General features: G+C 70.3%; 16 protein-coding genes and 1 tRNA gene. 7 read left to right on the top strand and 10 right to left on the bottom strand.

The features are described from left to right. Nucleotides 1-239 precede the first annotated feature (239 nt). The 6 genes from AC07F0_RS31300 to AC07F0_RS31275 all read left to right on the top strand — a co-directional run bounded on the left by AC07F0_RS31300 (nucleotide 240) and on the right by AC07F0_RS31275 (nucleotide 7,597). Nucleotides 240-1,577 (top strand): ABC transporter substrate-binding protein, encoded by a 1,338-nt coding sequence (locus AC07F0_RS31300; RefSeq protein ID WP_478983367.1) that lies wholly within the window; start codon nucleotides 240-242, stop codon nucleotides 1,575-1,577. A gap of 8 nt (nucleotides 1,578-1,585) precedes the next feature. Further along, nucleotides 1,586-2,470: a carbohydrate ABC transporter permease gene (locus AC07F0_RS31295; protein ID WP_478983366.1), complete on the top strand. Its 885-nt coding sequence runs from the start codon at nucleotides 1,586-1,588 to the stop codon at nucleotides 2,468-2,470. Continuing rightward, entirely contained in the window at nucleotides 2,470-3,384 is a 915-nt protein-coding gene (locus AC07F0_RS31290; RefSeq protein WP_478983365.1) for a carbohydrate ABC transporter permease, read from the top strand. Before AC07F0_RS31295 ends, AC07F0_RS31290 begins: the two co-directional genes overlap by 1 nt. Before the next feature lie 139 nt (nucleotides 3,385-3,523). Beyond that, the gene (locus tag AC07F0_RS31285) at nucleotides 3,524-5,122 is read left to right on the top strand and encodes a glycoside hydrolase family 43 protein (RefSeq protein ID WP_478983364.1); all 1,599 of its coding nucleotides are present in this window, start codon (nucleotides 3,524-3,526) and stop codon (nucleotides 5,120-5,122) included. A 319-nt stretch (nucleotides 5,123-5,441) separates the two neighbouring features. Next, nucleotides 5,442-6,485: a LacI family DNA-binding transcriptional regulator gene (locus AC07F0_RS31280; RefSeq protein ID WP_478983363.1), complete on the top strand. Its 1,044-nt coding sequence runs from the start codon at nucleotides 5,442-5,444 to the stop codon at nucleotides 6,483-6,485. A 254-nt stretch (nucleotides 6,486-6,739) separates the two neighbouring features. Next, complete coding sequence (locus AC07F0_RS31275) at nucleotides 6,740-7,597, top strand: DUF5954 family protein (protein WP_478983362.1); 858 nt, start codon at nucleotides 6,740-6,742, stop codon at nucleotides 7,595-7,597. A gap of 36 nt (nucleotides 7,598-7,633) precedes the next feature. Here the strand turns inward: AC07F0_RS31275 and selB are convergent, their stop codons facing one another. The 3 genes from selB to selD are packed head-to-tail and all read right to left on the bottom strand — an operon-like array spanning nucleotide 7,634 to nucleotide 11,837. Beyond that, nucleotides 7,634-9,406, bottom strand: coding sequence for a selenocysteine-specific translation elongation factor (gene selB, locus AC07F0_RS31270; RefSeq protein ID WP_478983361.1), 1,773 nt, complete (start codon nucleotides 9,404-9,406; stop codon nucleotides 7,634-7,636). Continuing rightward, the gene (gene selA / locus AC07F0_RS31265; RefSeq protein ID WP_478983360.1) at nucleotides 9,397-10,797 is read right to left on the bottom strand and encodes an L-seryl-tRNA(Sec) selenium transferase; all 1,401 of its coding nucleotides are present in this window, start codon (nucleotides 10,795-10,797) and stop codon (nucleotides 9,397-9,399) included. The genes selB and selA overlap by 10 nt, the downstream gene beginning before the upstream one ends. After that, nucleotides 10,794-11,837, bottom strand: coding sequence for a selenide, water dikinase SelD (gene selD, locus AC07F0_RS31260; protein WP_478983359.1), 1,044 nt, complete (start codon nucleotides 11,835-11,837; stop codon nucleotides 10,794-10,796). The genes selA and selD overlap by 4 nt, the downstream gene beginning before the upstream one ends. A 76-nt stretch (nucleotides 11,838-11,913) precedes the next feature. On the opposite strand from selD, the gene AC07F0_RS31255 reads away from it, so the two are divergent. Then, nucleotides 11,914-12,006, top strand: a tRNA-Sec gene (locus tag AC07F0_RS31255). Nucleotides 12,007-12,086: 80 nt separating this feature from the next. Here the strand turns inward: AC07F0_RS31255 and AC07F0_RS31250 are convergent. The 7 genes from AC07F0_RS31250 to AC07F0_RS31220 form a co-directional block, all read right to left on the bottom strand. After that, complete coding sequence (locus AC07F0_RS31250) at nucleotides 12,087-12,371, bottom strand: hypothetical protein (protein ID WP_399412929.1); 285 nt, start codon at nucleotides 12,369-12,371, stop codon at nucleotides 12,087-12,089. After that, entirely contained in the window at nucleotides 12,368-12,799 is a 432-nt protein-coding gene (locus tag AC07F0_RS31245; protein WP_399412931.1) for a hypothetical protein, read from the bottom strand. The genes AC07F0_RS31250 and AC07F0_RS31245 overlap by 4 nt, the downstream gene beginning before the upstream one ends. A 1-nt stretch (nucleotide 12,800) precedes the next feature. Continuing rightward, nucleotides 12,801-13,376 (bottom strand): hypothetical protein, encoded by a 576-nt coding sequence (locus tag AC07F0_RS31240; RefSeq protein ID WP_399412933.1) that lies wholly within the window; start codon nucleotides 13,374-13,376, stop codon nucleotides 12,801-12,803. An 82-nt stretch (nucleotides 13,377-13,458) separates the two neighbouring features. Beyond that, nucleotides 13,459-13,773, bottom strand: coding sequence for a hypothetical protein (locus AC07F0_RS31235; RefSeq protein ID WP_399412935.1), 315 nt, complete (start codon nucleotides 13,771-13,773; stop codon nucleotides 13,459-13,461). Further along, complete coding sequence (locus tag AC07F0_RS31230) at nucleotides 13,770-14,306, bottom strand: hypothetical protein (RefSeq protein WP_399412937.1); 537 nt, start codon at nucleotides 14,304-14,306, stop codon at nucleotides 13,770-13,772. The genes AC07F0_RS31235 and AC07F0_RS31230 overlap by 4 nt, the downstream gene beginning before the upstream one ends. Next, nucleotides 14,303-14,857: a MauE/DoxX family redox-associated membrane protein gene (locus AC07F0_RS31225; protein ID WP_478983358.1), complete on the bottom strand. Its 555-nt coding sequence runs from the start codon at nucleotides 14,855-14,857 to the stop codon at nucleotides 14,303-14,305. The genes AC07F0_RS31230 and AC07F0_RS31225 overlap by 4 nt, the downstream gene beginning before the upstream one ends. Nucleotides 14,858-14,896: 39 nt before the next feature. After that, nucleotides 14,897-15,472: a hypothetical protein gene (locus AC07F0_RS31220; RefSeq protein WP_478983357.1), complete on the bottom strand. Its 576-nt coding sequence runs from the start codon at nucleotides 15,470-15,472 to the stop codon at nucleotides 14,897-14,899. Nucleotides 15,473-15,769: the final 297 nt, after the last annotated feature.

Genomic DNA, 15,769 nt, shown 5'->3' with positions numbered 1-15,769 from the left:
GGTGTCCGGAGATCACCCGTCGGACAATCCGCCGTAACAAATTGCCGCTGACCTCTTGCTAAGAGCCGAGCGATCCGCCTACGGTCCCAGCAACCGCTTACTACAGCTTCTGCTTAGCTTGGCCGAACCCCCCGCAACCGCGAGCCGACGGTTTCCGGCCGCCGTTCCTGGCCAGCACCACCGAGCCGCTGCCGTCCTCTCGCTTCTGAGAACGCCCTATTCCGAAGGATCACGGTCAGATGAACTTCACCAACCCCCGGAGAAGGTTCGCCTCCGCCGCAGTCGCGGGTATCGCACTGACAGGTCTGCTCTCCGCCTGCGGCGGGTCCGGCTCGGGTGACGACGCCGCGTCGAAGTCCGGCCCGGTCACCCTCCCCTTCTGGGGCTGGGCCAACGGCCAGGAGGCGGTCGTCAAGGCGTTCAACGCCTCGCACAAGGACATCCAGCTGAAGTACACCAAGGTCACCGACCAGCTGACCATGCAGAAGCAGCTGACCAACGCGGTGAAGGCCGGCAACGCCCCCTGCCTGGTGCAGAACACCGCCGAGTACGTGACCAGCTGGGTCTCGCAGGGCGCGCTCGCCGACATCACGAGTTACGTCGAGGGCGAGAAGGACAAGTTCAACACCGGCGCCTGGGCGAGCGCGCAGGTGCAGGGCAAGCTCTACGGCGTGCCGACCAGCTCGGCGCCCCAGTTCACGATCTACCGCACGGACATCTTCAAGAAGTACGGCCTGAAGCCCCCGGCGACCTGGGACGACTTCATCGCCGCGGGCAAGGAGCTGAAGAAGCACAACATCAAGATCACCAACTACGCCGGTGAGGACCCGAGCACCCTGGAGGTGCTCGCCATGCAGGCCGGTGCGCACTGGTACGCGATCGACGGCGACGCCTGGAAGGTGAACTTCCAGGACGAGGGCACCCTCAAGGCCGCGAAGGTGATCCAGGAGATCATCGACAACGACCTGAACGCCAAGCTGTCCTTCGCCGACTACGCGGCCGTGCAGCGCAGCTACGACACCGGCGCCACCGCCACCCGGCAGATCTCCACCTGGCAGATGGCCGGCATGGTGCAGAACTTCACCAAGTCCTTCGGCGACTGGGCCCTGGCACCCTGGCCGACGTACAAGGGCGAGGCGCCCAAGACGCCGGCCGGTACCAACCTGACCGGCAGCGTGACGCTGGTGACCAAGCAGTGCAAGAACCAGGAGCAGGCCGCGAAGGCCGCGCTGTGGATGTCCACGAACCAGGACGCGGTCAAGACGATGGCGAGCCCGGAGACGGGCAACGGCGTGATGCCGGCGCTGGCGGACAGCAAGTCCTACGTCGGTGAGTCGATCTCGCAGAAGCTGCTCGGCAAGAACTACGAGCCGGCGCAGAAGGTCGTGACGGACAGCCTGGGCACCGTCACCACCGACTGGACCTTCGGACCCAACTGGACCGCGATGTTCACCGAGCTGCAGGCGGGCTGGGCCAAGGTCGTCAGCAAGGAGCAGACGGTCACCGACCTGCTCGCGCACATGCAGGAGTGGACGGTCAAGGACCTGAAGTCCCGCGGTATCAGCGTCAAGGGCTGAGGAATTCGATGATTCGCTCACTGCGCTGGAAGGGTGCCGCGTTCACGGTGCCCTTCCAGCTCGGCTTCGTCTTTCTGTATCTGCTGCCCATCGGCTACGCCGTCTACGAGTCGCTGTACACGGAGAAGCAGTCCGGGCTCGGCCTCGGCGGTGCGACGACGGAGTTCGTCGGGTTCGACAACTACACCCAGGGGCTGACGGACTCGGCGTTCATGAACTCCATCCTGCGGGTGGTGCTCTTCGCCTGTGTCCAGATCCCGTTCATGCTGCTGATCAGCCTGCTGCTGGCACTGTTCCTGGACGCGGTCGCCTCCAGGGTGGCGAGCCGGTTCCGGATCCTGCTGCTGGTGCCGTACATGATCCCGGGCGTGGTCGCGGCGATCGTGTGGGTCAACCTCTACAGCCCGGACGTCGGCCCGCTGACCCCGATCGGCAAGGCCCTCGGGTTCGACTGGAACTTCTTCGCGCCGTCGATGGTGTGGCCGTCCATCGGCAACCTGCTGACCTGGCACGGCATCGGCTACAACATGGTGATCATCTACTCGGCGCTCCAGGGCGTGCCCCGGGAGCTGTTCGAGGCGGCCCGGCTCGACGGCGCCTCCGAGCTGCGGATCGCGCGCAGCATCAAGATCCCGTACGTGCGCGGGGCGCTGGTGCTGACGGGTCTGCTGTCGATCATCCAGATGCTCCAGATCTTCAACGAGCCGGCGCTGTTCCGGAACATCACCCCGCAGACGGTCAGCGACAGCTTCACCCCGATCATGATCATCTACAACCAGGCGTTCAACGCGGGCAACTACAACTACGCGGCGGCCCTGTCCGTGCTGCTCGCCCTGATCCTGGGCGTGGCCTCCTTCCTCTTCTACCGGCTCACCTCGAAGGAGGCCGACTGATGGTGCTGACCGAGCACGCCACCGAGCGGCCCCCCGTCCGCAGCGTCCGGCGCCTGACCCGCCCGGACGCGGCCTCCCGCGGGCGGGGTGGTCAGCGCTTCCTGCTGGTCGGGCTGATCCTGGCCAGCGTCTACAGCCTGTTCCCGGTGTGGTGGCTGATCGTCGCCGCGACCAAGGACCGCACGGCGCTGTACCAGAGCAACGGCCTGTGGTTCTCCGGCTGGCACCTGTGGGACAACTTGCGGCAGGTGTTCACCTACCAGGACGGCATCTTCCTGCGGTGGACGGCCAACTCGTTCCTGTACGCCGGGGTCGGCTCGCTCGGCGGCACGCTGATCGCGCTCGCAACCGGTTACGGCCTTGCCCGGTTCGACTTCCCCGGCCGCAACGCCATCTTCGCGTGTGTCGTGGGCTCGTTCCTGATCCCGATCGCCCTGCTCACGCTGCCGCTGTATCTGCTGTTCTCCGCGCTCGGCATGGTGGACACCCCGTGGGCGATGCTGATCCCCTGCCTGATCAACCCGTTCAGCGTGTATCTGGCCAAGGTGTACACCGAGGCGACGATCCCCTACGAGTTGCTGGAGGCGGCCCGGATCGACGGCGCCGGCGAGCTGCGGATCTTCTTCAGCATCGTGCTGCGGATGATGACGACGGGCGGCGCGACGGTGTTCCTGCTGGCCTTCGTCAACACCTGGAACGCCTTCTTCCTGCCGCTGACCGTGCTGCGCGGCAAGGAGAACTGGACGCTCAACCTGGGCCTGTACAACTGGACCGGCACCCGCCTGGAGTCCGGCATCGACCTGACGGGCCTGGTGCTGACCGGTGCGCTGCTGTCCATCGTGCCGATGGCGATCATGATGGTCGCGATGCGCCGCTACTGGCGGTCGGGCGTGACGCTCGGCGCCCTCAAGTGACCGGCGCGCTCAGGCGACCGGTGCCCTTACGTCACCGGTGCCCTCAAGTGATCTCCCTCGCCGCCGACTGACTCCGGGGGCCGCAGGTGACCCTGACTCCCTGCGGCCCCCGGGCGCCCACCCCTCCCGGAGCCCTCACGTGACCGTTCTGCACAACCCCGTCCTGCGCGGCTTCGCCCCCGACCCCTCCCTGATCCGGGTCGGCGACTGGTACTACGTGGCGACCAGCTCCTTCGAGTGGTTCCCGACGATCCCGGTCCACCGCTCCCGCGACCTGGCCCACTGGGAGTACGCGGGGCACGTCCGGGGCGCGGCCCCCGGCGGTTCGCTGGCCGGGGTGCCCGACTCCGGGGGCATCTGGGCGCCGTCGCTGAGCTGGGACGGGGAGCGCTTCTGGGTGACGTACACCGTCGTGCGCTCGGTCGGCACGCCGTACTTCGACCTGGACACCTACGTGTCGACGGCCACAGAGGTGAGCGGTGAGTGGAGCGCTCCGCGCCGGATCGCGAGCCACGGTTTCGACCCGGCCCTGTTCCACGAGGACGGCAGGCTGTGGCTGCTGAACCTCCAGAACGACCACCGGCCGGGCGGCCGGAGGTTCGCCGGGATCGTTGTCACGGAGCTGGACCGGGACACCCTGGCACCCGTCGGGCCGACGCGTCTGCTGCTCCAGCACGACCGGCTCATCGAGGGGCCGAAGTTGCTGCGGCACGCGGGCTGGTACTACCTGGTGCTCGCGGAGGGCGGCACGGGCTGGGAGCACGGGGTGCGGGTGGCCCGCAGCCGGGAGCTGACCGGGCCGTACGAACTCGACGAACGGCCGCTGCTGACCACCCGGGACGACCCGGACGGGCCGTTGCAGAAGGCCGGGCACGGAGAGCTGGTCGAGACGCCGGACGGGCAGTGGCTGATCGGCCATCTGACGGCCCGTCCGCTGCACACGCCGCAGGGCCGCCGCTGCCCGCTCGGCCGGGAGACCGCTATCCAGGCGGTGACCTGGGACGCCGAGGGCTGGCCCCGGCTGCGGCAGGGCGGTTGGCACCCGGCGGTGGAAGTCGACGTACCGACGCGGCCGCACCCGCTGCCTCCCGCCGCCCCGCCCGAGGGCCTGTCCTGGCCGTGGAGCTCCCGGCGCGAGCCACCGGACCCGTCCTGGGCCGACACGGCGGCCCGGCCCGGCTGGATCCGGCTGCGCGGCCGGCACGGGCCGGAGTCCCGCTGGGCGAGCAGCCTGCTGGCCCAGCGCATCACCGAGCACCGCGCTCAGGCCGAGGTCACCGTCGAGGCGCGGCCGGTCACCTTCACCCAGGCCGCCGGGCTGGTGCTCTGGTACAACCCCGAGGCGTATCTCAGCCTGGACCTGACCTGGGCGGAGCCCGACGGTGAGCCGCAGGGCGGACAGCAGTGGCGGGGCACGCCCGGCGCGGGGGGCCGTACGGTGCTCAGTCTCGTGGAGCGCGACGAGGGGGGCGTCCGGCAGGCCGCGATCGTGGAGGTGCCGGTGGCGGCGCCCGTGACGCTGGGAGTGACGATCGAGGGAGCCGAGGCACGTTTCTGGTACGTCCGGGACGGGGTGGGGACGGCGATCGGTCCGGCCCTGGACTTCAGCCGGCTCTCCGACGACCACGGGTCCCGGCTGCGCTTCACCGGTGCGATGGCGGGCATCCACGCCCGGGACCTCGTCGACGCGGCGTTCACTGCGGACTTCACGGGGTTCCGGCTGACCTGCTCCGGCTGACCTGATCCGACTGCCCCGCACGCCCGGCGGGCCCGCACACCCAGCGGACTCGCACACCCGACTGACGCGTACGGTCGGCTGCCCCGCGCACCCGGCGGGCGCGTCCCCGCGGCGGACCCCTGCACCCGGCTGATGGCGTTGTTCGGGGTTTCGAAAGTTTTGACCGGCGAGAACCCGTGAATTCACTTGTCTTCCCGCCGTCCTGCGCCGCACCTACAGTAGGAAGCGCTTTCTGCCCGGTCGGACTCCGGGATTGCGGGGAGCAGCGCTGGTCGAAACTTTCCACGGCCCTCGGGCGGGCCGGAGAGGTGGGTTCCCGATGGTCCGTACGGCGAGTGCGAGCGTGGCGGCAGGTCCGACGCTGGCGGTCGTGGCGCGCGAGGCGGGGGTGTCGGTGCCGACCGCGTCCAAGGTGGTCAACGGCCGGGAGGACGTGGCGCCCGAGACGCGCCGCCGCGTCACCGAGGCGCTCGACCGGCTCGGCTATGTGCGCAGACCCCGGTTCGACGCGTCGAAGGCACCCCGGCTGGTGGACCTGGTCGTGCACTCGCTGGACAGCTCCTGGTCGGGCGCGGTGCTGCACGGGGTGGAGGAGGCGGCGCACGACGCGGGCCTGGAGGTCGTGGTGTCGGCGGCCCTCACCCGCACCCGGGCCGGGCGCCCGGAGCGCGGCTGGCTGGACAAGCTGGTCGCCCGGGGTTCCTCCGGGGTCCTGTTCAACCTGGCCGAGCTGAGCGATTCCCAGTACGCCTGGCTGGAGCAGCACCGCATTCCGTTCGTGATGATCGACCCGGTCCAGGAACCGCCGGAGGGCGTGGCGTCGGTGGGCGCGGCGAACTGGCAGGGCGGTCTGACGGCCACGGAGCATCTGCTGTCCTTGGGGCACGAGCGCATCGCCGTCATCGCCGGTCACCGGCGCACGATGTGCAGCAGCGCCCGGGTCGCCGGTTACCGCTCGGCGCTCGCGTCGGCCGGGCTCCGGCATCGCGCCGAGTACGTCCGGCACGCCGGCTTCGACGAGAGCCAGGCCCGCCGCCGCATGGGGGAGCTGCTCGACCTGCCCGAGCCGCCGACGGCGGTCTTCGTCTGCTCGGACCGGATGGCGCTGGGGGTCTACCAGGCCCTGGCCGAACGGGGGTTGAGCGTCCCGGACGACGTCAGTGTGGTGGGCTTCGACGACCTGCCCGAGGCGCGCTGGGCCTCCCCCGCGCTGACCACGGTCCGCCAGCCGCTGTCGGAGATGGCCGCGACGGCCCTGCGCTCGCTGCTGCGCCTGATGGACGGCCACCACCCGGAGAGCACGCGGACGGAGCTGTCGACGCGGCTGGTGGAACGGGCGAGCACGGCGGCGCCGCGCGGGTAGCCGCGGCGCGCAGCGGCCGCCCGGGCAGGGATCCGGCGAGCCGCAGGCGTGCATCACGCGCCTGCGCTGTCTGGCGTGCGTCCCGCGCCAACGCTGAGCTGCCTGCGCCCGGTCGTCGCCCGCGGCCCTCGCGGCACGCCGCCCCGGCGCGATGCACGCCCGTGGCGGTCGCCCGACCCGCAGCCGCGCACCCCTTGCGCGCGCCGCGCGCCCGTCGTGGTGGGGAACTGGCCGGAACCGGTCGGCGTCGAACGATGCGGTGGGGAAGGGCCGTTGCCCGGGGCGGCGGCGGGCAGTGGGGGGACGACCATGACACGCTGGCGGCCGCTTCCGGACGCGTTACCGGGCGCGGCGCCTGCGGCCGGCGCCAGGGCGATTCCGGTGGCCCCGGCCCCCAGCAGTACGGCCGTCACCAACGCCATGGCCCGAATGCGCATGCTCATGCGGTCTTCCTTTCCGAACCGCCGTCACCCGGCGGCGTCCCGCCGGAGGGTGGGACGTCCGGGACCCGCGTGGGCCGGGGACCACCGTCTTGCGTTCCCGACACAGCCTTTGTTGGTTCGTTCGGCTACCGCGTGGTGCGCGGTGACGAGTTCGCCCGCTGCAACGACGACGGACTGGAGCCGCCGCGCCTCACCGACCCGGAGCCGGCACGGCAGTCGTGGACAGGCAGGCCAAGGACACCACGTCCCCGGACGTCGGCTTCGTGCTCGACCCGGTCCGCCCGGACCTCCTGGCGGCGGGCGCTGCGGCTGGGCTGCGCGAGTTCGCGTACTCGGGCGCCCGATTCCCCTCCGACGTCCGCGCGGACTCCGAGAAAGGCGGTGGCCACGCACCCGGACCCCGTGCTGCGCCCACCGGTTTCGGCGTGGTCGAGCGCGGCCGCTACGGCTGGCAGCCCTGCGGCGCGCTCATGGCCACGCCGCACGACGCCCGCTCTTCAGCGGCATGTGCGAGCTGTGGGCCATGCTGTACCAGTACGACGACGCCGAGATGGCCCGGTACGCGCGCGCCGCCGAGGAGTACAAGGCACTCGACCGCGCCGGCGAGTCCGCTTGGACGACCGCGTGTTCCGCACTGCGGAGTTCTCAGACGTGGCGAGGGCGATGTGACGTGGTGAGCGCGGGGAACGGTGGCGAGGGGCGAGCTCACGTGCATCGCCTGTGTGTCGCGTCGATGCGCTTGGTGAGCCCCGTCCGGTCCATCAGTTCCAGCAGTGGCACCGCGACGCGGCGGGTGGTTCCCAGTGCCTGTCGGGCCTGGCTGAGTGTGAACGGCTCGGGGAGGGCCGACAGACGCTGCCGGGCCACCTGCGGTGCGTCGGGCAGCAGTACGACGCTCCCCGGCAGGCGCAGCAGCAGGCCGTTGCGGGCGGCCGCGGCGAGATGCCGTTCCGTCAGCCCCAGCGACAGCAGTTCGTCCACCGAGGGAGCGCCGAAGGGTGCCTCGGTCAGGCGATCGCGAATGGATCGCATCGCGCGTTCGACGGCTTCCGGCAACGCGGGCCTCGCACCCGCACGGTGCACTCCGGTCGCGTCGTGGACCAGACCGGCCTCGCCGACCAGAGCGTCGAGCAGACCGGGGTCGGGCAGCGCCAGTTCCCGCATGGCCGTCTCGCGGGACATCCCGGGCGTCAGCGGGTGTTCGCTCGCCCACTGGTCGGTGACCCGGCGCAGCCGCGTCTTCCACGTGTCCCACTGTCTCGGATGAACCAGCCAGTCTCCGACGGTGACGGCGTCCAAGGCCGGTTCGCTGCCTGTGGGCAGGACCCCCGTCGCCAGCAACCTGCTTCGGGTGACAGCGCCCAGACGGGCGACTTCCAGGGCCGGTTCGGGAAGGTCGGGCACGTCGGCGAGTGCCGCGCTGCGCGCCGCTGCCGCCCCACGCCGGTTGAGCGGCGGCGGCAGGACATCGAGGACGACCGCGCCGACAATGATCTTCCGGTTCCCCGGCGCGCGGATCACACCGCGTTCGCCCTGGTGCACCGCGACCGGGCCGGCGAGTCGCAGACGTGCGGTGTCCGAGCCCAGAGGCCTGAGCCGCACGGGTATCGCGGCGGAGCCGAGATGGAACACGAGTTCGTTGGGCAGTCGCTCCACCACCCGCGTCAGGCGGACGTCCAGTTCGCCGGTGACCGTCCATCCTTCGGAGCTGATCAGCGCCTGCCCCCGCCTTACCGAGGAGGAGGCGCTGCCGCGCAGGTTGAGAGCGACGCGGGAGACCGCGGCCGCGCCGCTCACCGTCGTCTTGAGGCTTTCCATCGAGCGGACGCGGACGGTGCGGCCGGTCGAGGCGATCCGCAGCTCGTCGCCGACGGCGATGCTCCCACTGCCGAGCGTCCCGGTGACCACGGTGCCCGCACCCTGCACGGTGAAGACCCGGTCGACCCACAACCGGGCGGGCCGCCCTGAATCCGGCATGGGCATCCGGGCGACCAGCTTCGCGAGGGTTTCCCGCAGGCGTTCCATGCCCTGTCCGGTGACCGCACTGGTTTCCACGATCTCCACGGCCGCCAACGACGAGCCGGCCAGGCGCTCACGAGCCGCCGCGACAGTCGGCGCGGGGTCGGCGAGATCGGCGCGGGTCACGGCGAGAACGCCATACCGCACGTCGAGGGCATCGAGTGCGGCGAGATGCTCCTCGGTCTGCCTCGCCCATCCCCCGTCGGCCGCCACCGCCAGCAGAGCCGCAGGCGCGGGTCCCACGCCGGCCAGCATGGTGGTGAGGAACCGCTCATGCCCGGGAACGTCGACGAAGGCCGCCGTCTCGCCGCCCGGGAGGGTGGTCCACGCGTATCCGAGCTCGATGGTCATGCCGCGGCGCCTCTCCTCGGGCAGCCGGTCGGTCTCCATCCCCGTCAGAGCCCTGAGCAGCGCGGTCTTGCCATGGTCCACATGACCGGCGGTGGCTATCACTCGCATGCGGTCTGCCCTCGTCCCGGGGAGCCCGCGCCCCGCTTCCCTCCCGCGCTCCTCCCACCTGCGTGCTCCGCCCCCGCAACCGTGGAGGCGCGCAGGACGGCCTCTGCCAGCTCGTCGTCGCGTTCCGCCGGAACGCACCGCAGGTCCAGAAGGCAATGCCCGCGTTCGTCCCGCCCCACCACGCACGGCTCACCCGCGCGTAGCGCCTGTGTATAACCGGAGGGCAGACGGACCGCCCAGCCGGGCAGCCGGACGCCCGGGGCTCCACCGCCACCGACGATGCCGTCACTCGGTACCGCACCAGCGGGGATATGCCGGCCGGTGAGTCGGCGGGCCATTTTCTCGGCGCGGGCGCGCAGCGCCTCGGGGTCCGCGTGCAGGAATGCGAAGGCGGGTGGCCTGGGCCCGATGAGGGTCGCCTCCAGGGCGGCGAGGGTCAGCTTGTCCACGCGCAGGGCCCGGGCGAGAGGGTGGGCGCGCAGGGCGTCGACGACCTCGCGAGTGCCGAGCAGCAGGCCCGCCTGCGGACCGCCCAGAAGCTTGTCGCCACTGGCGGTGACCAGGTCCGCTCCCTGTGCGAGCCAGTCGTCGGCATCGGGCTCCTCCGGGAGCACCGGGTCGCCGGTGAGCAGGCCGGAACCGATGTCGGCGACCACCGGTGGGCCGAGCGTGGCCAGGTCGGTGACGGAGACGGCGCTGGTGAAGCCCTCGACGCGGAAGTTGGACGGGTGGATCTTCAGGAGGAAGCCCGTGCCGGGGCCGATCGCACGGCGATAGTCGTCGAGATGTGTGCGATTGGTCGTCCCGACCTCACGCAGGCGGGCGCCGGTGCTGACCAAGAGGTCGGGCAGGCGGAAGCCGTCTCCGATCTCGATGAGTTCCCCTCGGCTGACGACGATCTCCCGTCCCGCGGCGAGGACCGTGGCGGCGAGGACCAGGGCAGCGGCGCCGTTGTTGACGACATGGGCTTCTTCGGCCCTGGGTACGATCGCGCGCAGTGCCGCCAGGGTGCCCCGCCCCCGGCGGGCTCTGCTCCCGCTCGCTGTGTCGAACTCCACGTCCACATAGCCGCTGGCCGCCTGTACGGCCTCGACAGCGGCTGCGGACAGGGGGGCGCGACCGAGGTTGGTGTGCAGGACGACGCCTGTCGCGTTGAGGACCGGACGCAGTGTGGTGGCGGTCCGGGGCAACAACGCCGAGGCCAGGTCGGCCACGGCTTCGGGTGGTATCTCTCCGCCGCGCGCCCGCCGCTGCGCCTCATGGACGGCTTCCTTGACGACAGCATGCCCGAGCCGGCGGGCCGCGTCGGCGAGACGGAGGTCGGCCAGCACGGAGTCGGTGCCCGGGACGCGTCGGCGCGGATCGTCCTCGGCGCGCTTCGCCGTCATCATCCGACGACGAGGGTGTGGTCCTGGGCGGGCACCAGTTCGCCGATGACCGGGGCCCCGGGTATCTCGCCGACGATCAGCAGTCCGCCGGACGTCTGGGCGTCGGCGAGCAGCAGACGCTCCTCCTCGTCGACGGCCGCGCCCCACCGTGTGTGAGGGTCGATCCAGGCGAGATTGCGCCTGCTCCCGCCACTGACGAATCCGTCCCGAACCGCCTCGCGGGCACCGTCGAGATAGGGAACGGCGGCCGGGTCCACCCTGGCTGTGACGCCGCTCGCGCGCGCCAACTTGTGGAGGTGTCCCAGCAGTCCGAAGCCGGTGACGTCGGTCGCGCAGACGGCGCCCGCGGACAGCGCCGCAGATGAGGCGTCCCGGTTCAGCGTGGTCATGGCTGCGACAGCTTGCGGGAAGTTCTCCCCGGTGCGTTTGTGGCGTGTGTTGAGGACGCCGGTCCCCAGCGGCTTGGTCAGTGACAGGGGCAGACCGGGCCGGCCGGCGTCGTTGCGCAGGAGTCGGTCCGCGTCGGCGATCCCGGTCACCGCCAGGCCGTACTTGGGATCGGCGTCGTCGATGCTGTGCCCGCCCGCCAGATGGCAGTTGGCGACGCGGGTGACGTCGAGCCCGCCACGCAGCACCTCCCCGGCGAGTTCCATGGGCAGGACGTCGGTCGGCCAGGCCAGCAGGTTCACGGCGACGAGAGGTGTGCCACCCATGGCGTAGACGTCGGAGAGGGCGTTGGCGGCCGCGATGCGGCCCCAGTCGTAGGCGTCGTCGACGACCGGTGTGAAGAAGTCGGTGGTGAGAATGGTCGCCTGCGTGCCCTGCAGACGTACGACGGCCGCGTCGTCGCCGCCGTCCAGTCCGACGATCAGTTCCCCCTGGCCGAAGTCTCCTGAAGGATCGGGCAGCTGAGCCACCATGGATTCGAGTCGGCCTGGGTCGATCTTGCAGGCACAACCTCCGCCGCGGGCGTATTGCGTCAGCCGTACGTCGGGTGTCCGTGGGGCGGAACGGGTCCGCTGGGGCTGGGTGTCGGTGTTCATGCTTCCCACTGTCGAAAGGCGCTTCCGTGATCGGTTCGGCTGCCGTGCGAGGGACGGGTCGGCTACGGTGGCGCCCGGAGGCGTCAGGGTTCCTGGTGGGCCTCCCCGCCTTCAAAGCGGGTGGGGCGAGGCATCCTCGCCCGGCGGGTTCGATTCCCGTCCGCCTCCGCCGGGCGGAGCGGCTTTCGCCGCTCCGGAGACCGGTGCCGGGCCGCTCCTCTCGGCCCGGCACCGGTCTTGAGCCATTGCTCAGCCGAGCAGCGGTCCCATACCGGAGCGGCCCGGCTTGACGAGGACCACGTCCTCGGGTCCCGACGTGACGCGTACCTGTCCGGCCGTACGCCGCATGGAGCCGACGGACACCAGACGTATCGCTTCGTCGACGTCGACTCCCGGGCGGTTCAGGTGCATCGAGATGACGTCCTGAGGGCTGCCGTCGGCAGCGACGTCGGCAGCCACGTAGACGTTCGAGGTGCCGTCAGGATTGTTCTTGATGAAGGCGACGCCCCGGTCTGTCGGAGTACGAGTGATCATGAGTGGTTCCTCCTGTCTGTGTGAAGGTCTGCGTGAAGGGCGGAATCCGCGGCGAACAGCGGTTCCTGTGCGGCGGTCGGCGGCGTACCGAACATGACCTGCTTCCACTCGCCGCTGTAGGCGTAGATCCCACAGGACGTGGTGGCCCGCAGACGGGCCGGTAGGCGCGACGCCGTGATGTGACGCTGGGACTCGCCCATGGCGTAGACACTGTCCAGCCGGTCCCAGAGCGAGAAGCTCAGGAGGGTCCGGCTGCGCCACTGGACGAGCGTGGTGTGACCGAGGTAGCCGTCAGCCACCCTGCGCACCTCCCGCTTGACCCTGTGGTGCAGGGCGAGGATGAGCAGCAGGGAGAGCAGGCCGCGGCACTCGAAACGGGTGAGGACCACCTGCCCCCGCGGATCACTGACGCGCCGATGTCCGGTCATCTCACCAGTTCCCCAGGGTGACGACCGCGGCGACCGCCAGCAACGCGACACCGCAGGTCCTTCGGATCAAGGTGAACCAGGGCCGAGTTCTGTCGCCCTGGTCGGGCATTCCTTTGACGCTGTAGTAGACGCTCCGCACCGCGATCGTCAGCACACCGACCACGGTCATGCCAACCAGGGCATACCCTGCGGCGGACGGGACCAGCAGCCCCGTTCCGGCGAGAGCCGCCCAGGTCAACGAGGTGCTCTTCTGCGTCGTGAACAGCAAGGACAGGTCGAACCCCCAGACCAGGCCCAGCCTCCCAGGGGGGATGCTGCGGACGTACGCCTGTGGTACTTGGCGCCAGGTGTGCGGTGTGCGGTTGGCGATGTCGGCCAGGCCAAGCACCACCAGCGTCACCGCGACCGCCACCAGCCGGACATGTGGCGGCAGCCACCACTCCAGCAGTGTGCCGAGTCCGAAGAGGACCGCTGCGAGGAGCAGTGAGGCGACGGATCCTCCGACGAGAAGCCCCGTCAGGAACCTGGTTCCCTGCGGTTTGTTGCGGCGCAGCATGGGACCGGCGACCCCGGCCATGGACTGGCCTCAAGGGCTGAAGACCTGAAGGACCGCCGCGACACCGGCGATCACCATCCATGTCACCATCGCGCAGTCCCCGTCAGCTGTGCAGGCACTGGGCCGCGGACAGCCTGTTGCCTGCCGTTTCGCAGCAGGCGCAGCGGAGAAAGCCGGTGGAGGTTTCGCAGTACCAGATGTAGGCCGCGTGCGCCTTGCAGTAGCTGTACGTGGTGTTCTCGGGATAGTTGGCCAGGTTGCAGCACGCGGGCGCGGCCGCGGCTTCCTGCGCGCCGGCGAAGACACCCGCCGAGGCCGCGAGGCCGGTGGCGCCGACGCGGCCGAGGAGCCGACGGCGCCCCATGCCCTTCTTGGGCTCGGTGCCTTCCGCTGACGCGGCCCGTCTGCGGAACTTCATCTGAGTCCTCCTGTCATCACGGTCTGGACCTTCTGCTGGATCGCACGGAACGTTCCGAAGGTGTAGGCGTCGGTCAGCACTCCTTCCTCGAACACCAAGGCGGCGGGGCTGCTGTTGACACCCAGACTTCCGACGGTCCAGGTACCGCCCTCGTCGACGTGGTGGGGGATCTTCTGCAGCGCGTGGCGAGAGACGAACTCCGCGCCCGCCTCGGCGCTGCCGGAGGAGACGATCAGCGTGTACTGGTCGCCGAGTTCCTCCGTCGCCAGATGGGAGAGTTCCTCACCCACCTTGCTGCACGTGGCGCACACCGGGCTGAGGACCAGCAGGACCCTGCGGCCCCGGTACATGTGCGCACGCAGCGCGTCCGGCCAGTCGGCCGGCGCGACACCCAGGGTCACGTCCCGCAACGGGACGACGGACTGCTCTTCACCCGGGTCGGGCACGCGTGAGGAGAGTTCCCCCATCATCGCGAAGAGCAGTGCGACGGCTACGGTCAGAACGAGCAGTGCCACTGAGAGCAGGACGGTCATGCGGCGGACTCCGGCTGTGTGAGTAGATTTCCGACCACCGTGTATGCGTGCTTGCGATGCGAGTGGAGCAGCCAGCCTCCTGTCATGATCGCCCCCAGCCCCGCGACACCGGCGGACGCGGAGTCCGTCCCGGACGTGCCCACGCCGTGCACCCACAGCGCGGACACCGCGTCGGCCAGGATGGCGACTCCCATCAGAACGTTGCTGACACCGAGCGGGCGGGTGCTGTCGGCACCGAAGCAGCCGCACGGCTCGGTGCTGCCCCGCAGCAGTCCGAGGATGCCGGCACCGGCGAACAGGAGCCCGAGCGCCGCCAGCGGCACATGAGCCGGCCCCCGAAAGGAGGGGAGCGCCATGGCCACGGCCACCGTGATCTCCACGATGGCCAGGGCACGGATGACAGCCGCGGGCACGGATCCCCTGCCGGGACGAAGCTCCCCTGCGGCCGCCGCCCCGAGCGCCGGCGCGACCATCTTGGCCGCGCCGCCCCTCACGAGCAGTGCGACGACGACCGCGTCGGCACACACCAGTAAGGCGTCAGTGAATGTCATGTGTCCCCCGTTGATTGCCGTACGCGCTACGGCCCGATGTCAGCCGGCGAGGTACTCGACGTCGAGGTTGTCGGAATGTCCGGCCCAGGAGAGGGAGAACTTCCAGCATCCCGGCTTCGGCATGTCGATGAGGGAAGGGCCGGGCCCCCCGGTGACCGAGCGAGTGACCACTTCGTTCGTGCCAGCGAGGCTGGCCTTGATGGTCAACCGGTCGTCAGGCCCCATGTCGGCGGCACCCTCGGCGTCCTTCGCCACCCAGAGGATCTTGTTGTCCCGGCCCTTGGCTGCCGGCGCGTGGTACGGGTATCCGAAGAGCACCGCGGCGATTTCGCCCTTGTCGCCGATGATGTGTCGCTGAGCTACGTCGCGCGGGAATCCCTTGCGCGCCCACGAGGGAAGGGAGCCCTGTTTCACCGCGGGGCGGCAACTCCCTGCCGTGTTCGACCCGGCGACGGTGCGAGTGGATTTCGTCGCCTTCGCCTTGTCCGGGTTGTTCTCGGCCCCGCTGCAACCGCTTACCGTGAGCACCGCGGCAGTCACCAGAGCAATGAGCGCCCCGGGCACGGCGGAGCCGTCCGGGTGCCGCGCGATCAGTCGACTCAGGTGTACAGGCATCCCGGCTCCGATGCATTGCCGCAGCTCACCTGGCGAAGCCCGGCGAGTCGAGTGGAACGACGATTGACGAGTGGTCACTGTTCCACGGGTTGCGAAGGACGCGGAACCTGCTATCAGGCCAGGCCCACAGACGCCCCATGTGCACGGACTACCCGGTCGCGGGCGCCTTCCGGAAGCATGGGCGGCTCAGGGCACGAGAGGCCGGGCGACCGGTACAGCATGTCGAACGGGGCAGTTCACCACCGGTGCTCACCGGATCACCAGCAGGAGCGCACAGCGCCACACCGCCGCTCCCGT

The organism is Streptomyces sp. NPDC045955, assembly GCF_056430805.1.
Note: the sequence above shows the minus strand (reverse complement) of the source record. Positions and strands in the feature narration are given on the sequence as shown.

Coding starts and splice junctions, on each gene's coding strand:
- selD (WP_478983359.1), bottom strand. CDS start 11,837: ATGAACACCGACACCCAGCCCCAGCGGACCCGTTCCGCCCCACGGACA.
- AC07F0_RS31225 (WP_478983358.1), bottom strand. CDS start 14,857: ATGACATTCACTGACGCCTTACTGGTGTGTGCCGACGCGGTCGTCGTC.
- AC07F0_RS31250 (WP_399412929.1), bottom strand. CDS start 12,371: ATGATCACTCGTACTCCGACAGACCGGGGCGTCGCCTTCATCAAGAAC.
- selB (WP_478983361.1), bottom strand. CDS start 9,406: ATGCGAGTGATAGCCACCGCCGGTCATGTGGACCATGGCAAGACCGCG.
- AC07F0_RS31230 (WP_399412937.1), bottom strand. CDS start 14,306: ATGACCGTCCTGCTCTCAGTGGCACTGCTCGTTCTGACCGTAGCCGTC.
- AC07F0_RS31275 (WP_478983362.1), top strand. CDS start 6,740: ATGCGGTGGGGAAGGGCCGTTGCCCGGGGCGGCGGCGGGCAGTGGGGG.
- AC07F0_RS31245 (WP_399412931.1), bottom strand. CDS start 12,799: ATGACCGGACATCGGCGCGTCAGTGATCCGCGGGGGCAGGTGGTCCTC.
- AC07F0_RS31240 (WP_399412933.1), bottom strand. CDS start 13,376: ATGGCCGGGGTCGCCGGTCCCATGCTGCGCCGCAACAAACCGCAGGGA.
- AC07F0_RS31300 (WP_478983367.1), top strand. CDS start 240: ATGAACTTCACCAACCCCCGGAGAAGGTTCGCCTCCGCCGCAGTCGCG.
- AC07F0_RS31280 (WP_478983363.1), top strand. CDS start 5,442: ATGGTCCGTACGGCGAGTGCGAGCGTGGCGGCAGGTCCGACGCTGGCG.
- AC07F0_RS31295 (WP_478983366.1), top strand. CDS start 1,586: ATGATTCGCTCACTGCGCTGGAAGGGTGCCGCGTTCACGGTGCCCTTC.
- selA (WP_478983360.1), bottom strand. CDS start 10,797: ATGATGACGGCGAAGCGCGCCGAGGACGATCCGCGCCGACGCGTCCCG.
- AC07F0_RS31235 (WP_399412935.1), bottom strand. CDS start 13,773: ATGAAGTTCCGCAGACGGGCCGCGTCAGCGGAAGGCACCGAGCCCAAG.
- AC07F0_RS31290 (WP_478983365.1), top strand. CDS start 2,470: ATGGTGCTGACCGAGCACGCCACCGAGCGGCCCCCCGTCCGCAGCGTC.
- AC07F0_RS31220 (WP_478983357.1), bottom strand. CDS start 15,472: ATGCCTGTACACCTGAGTCGACTGATCGCGCGGCACCCGGACGGCTCC.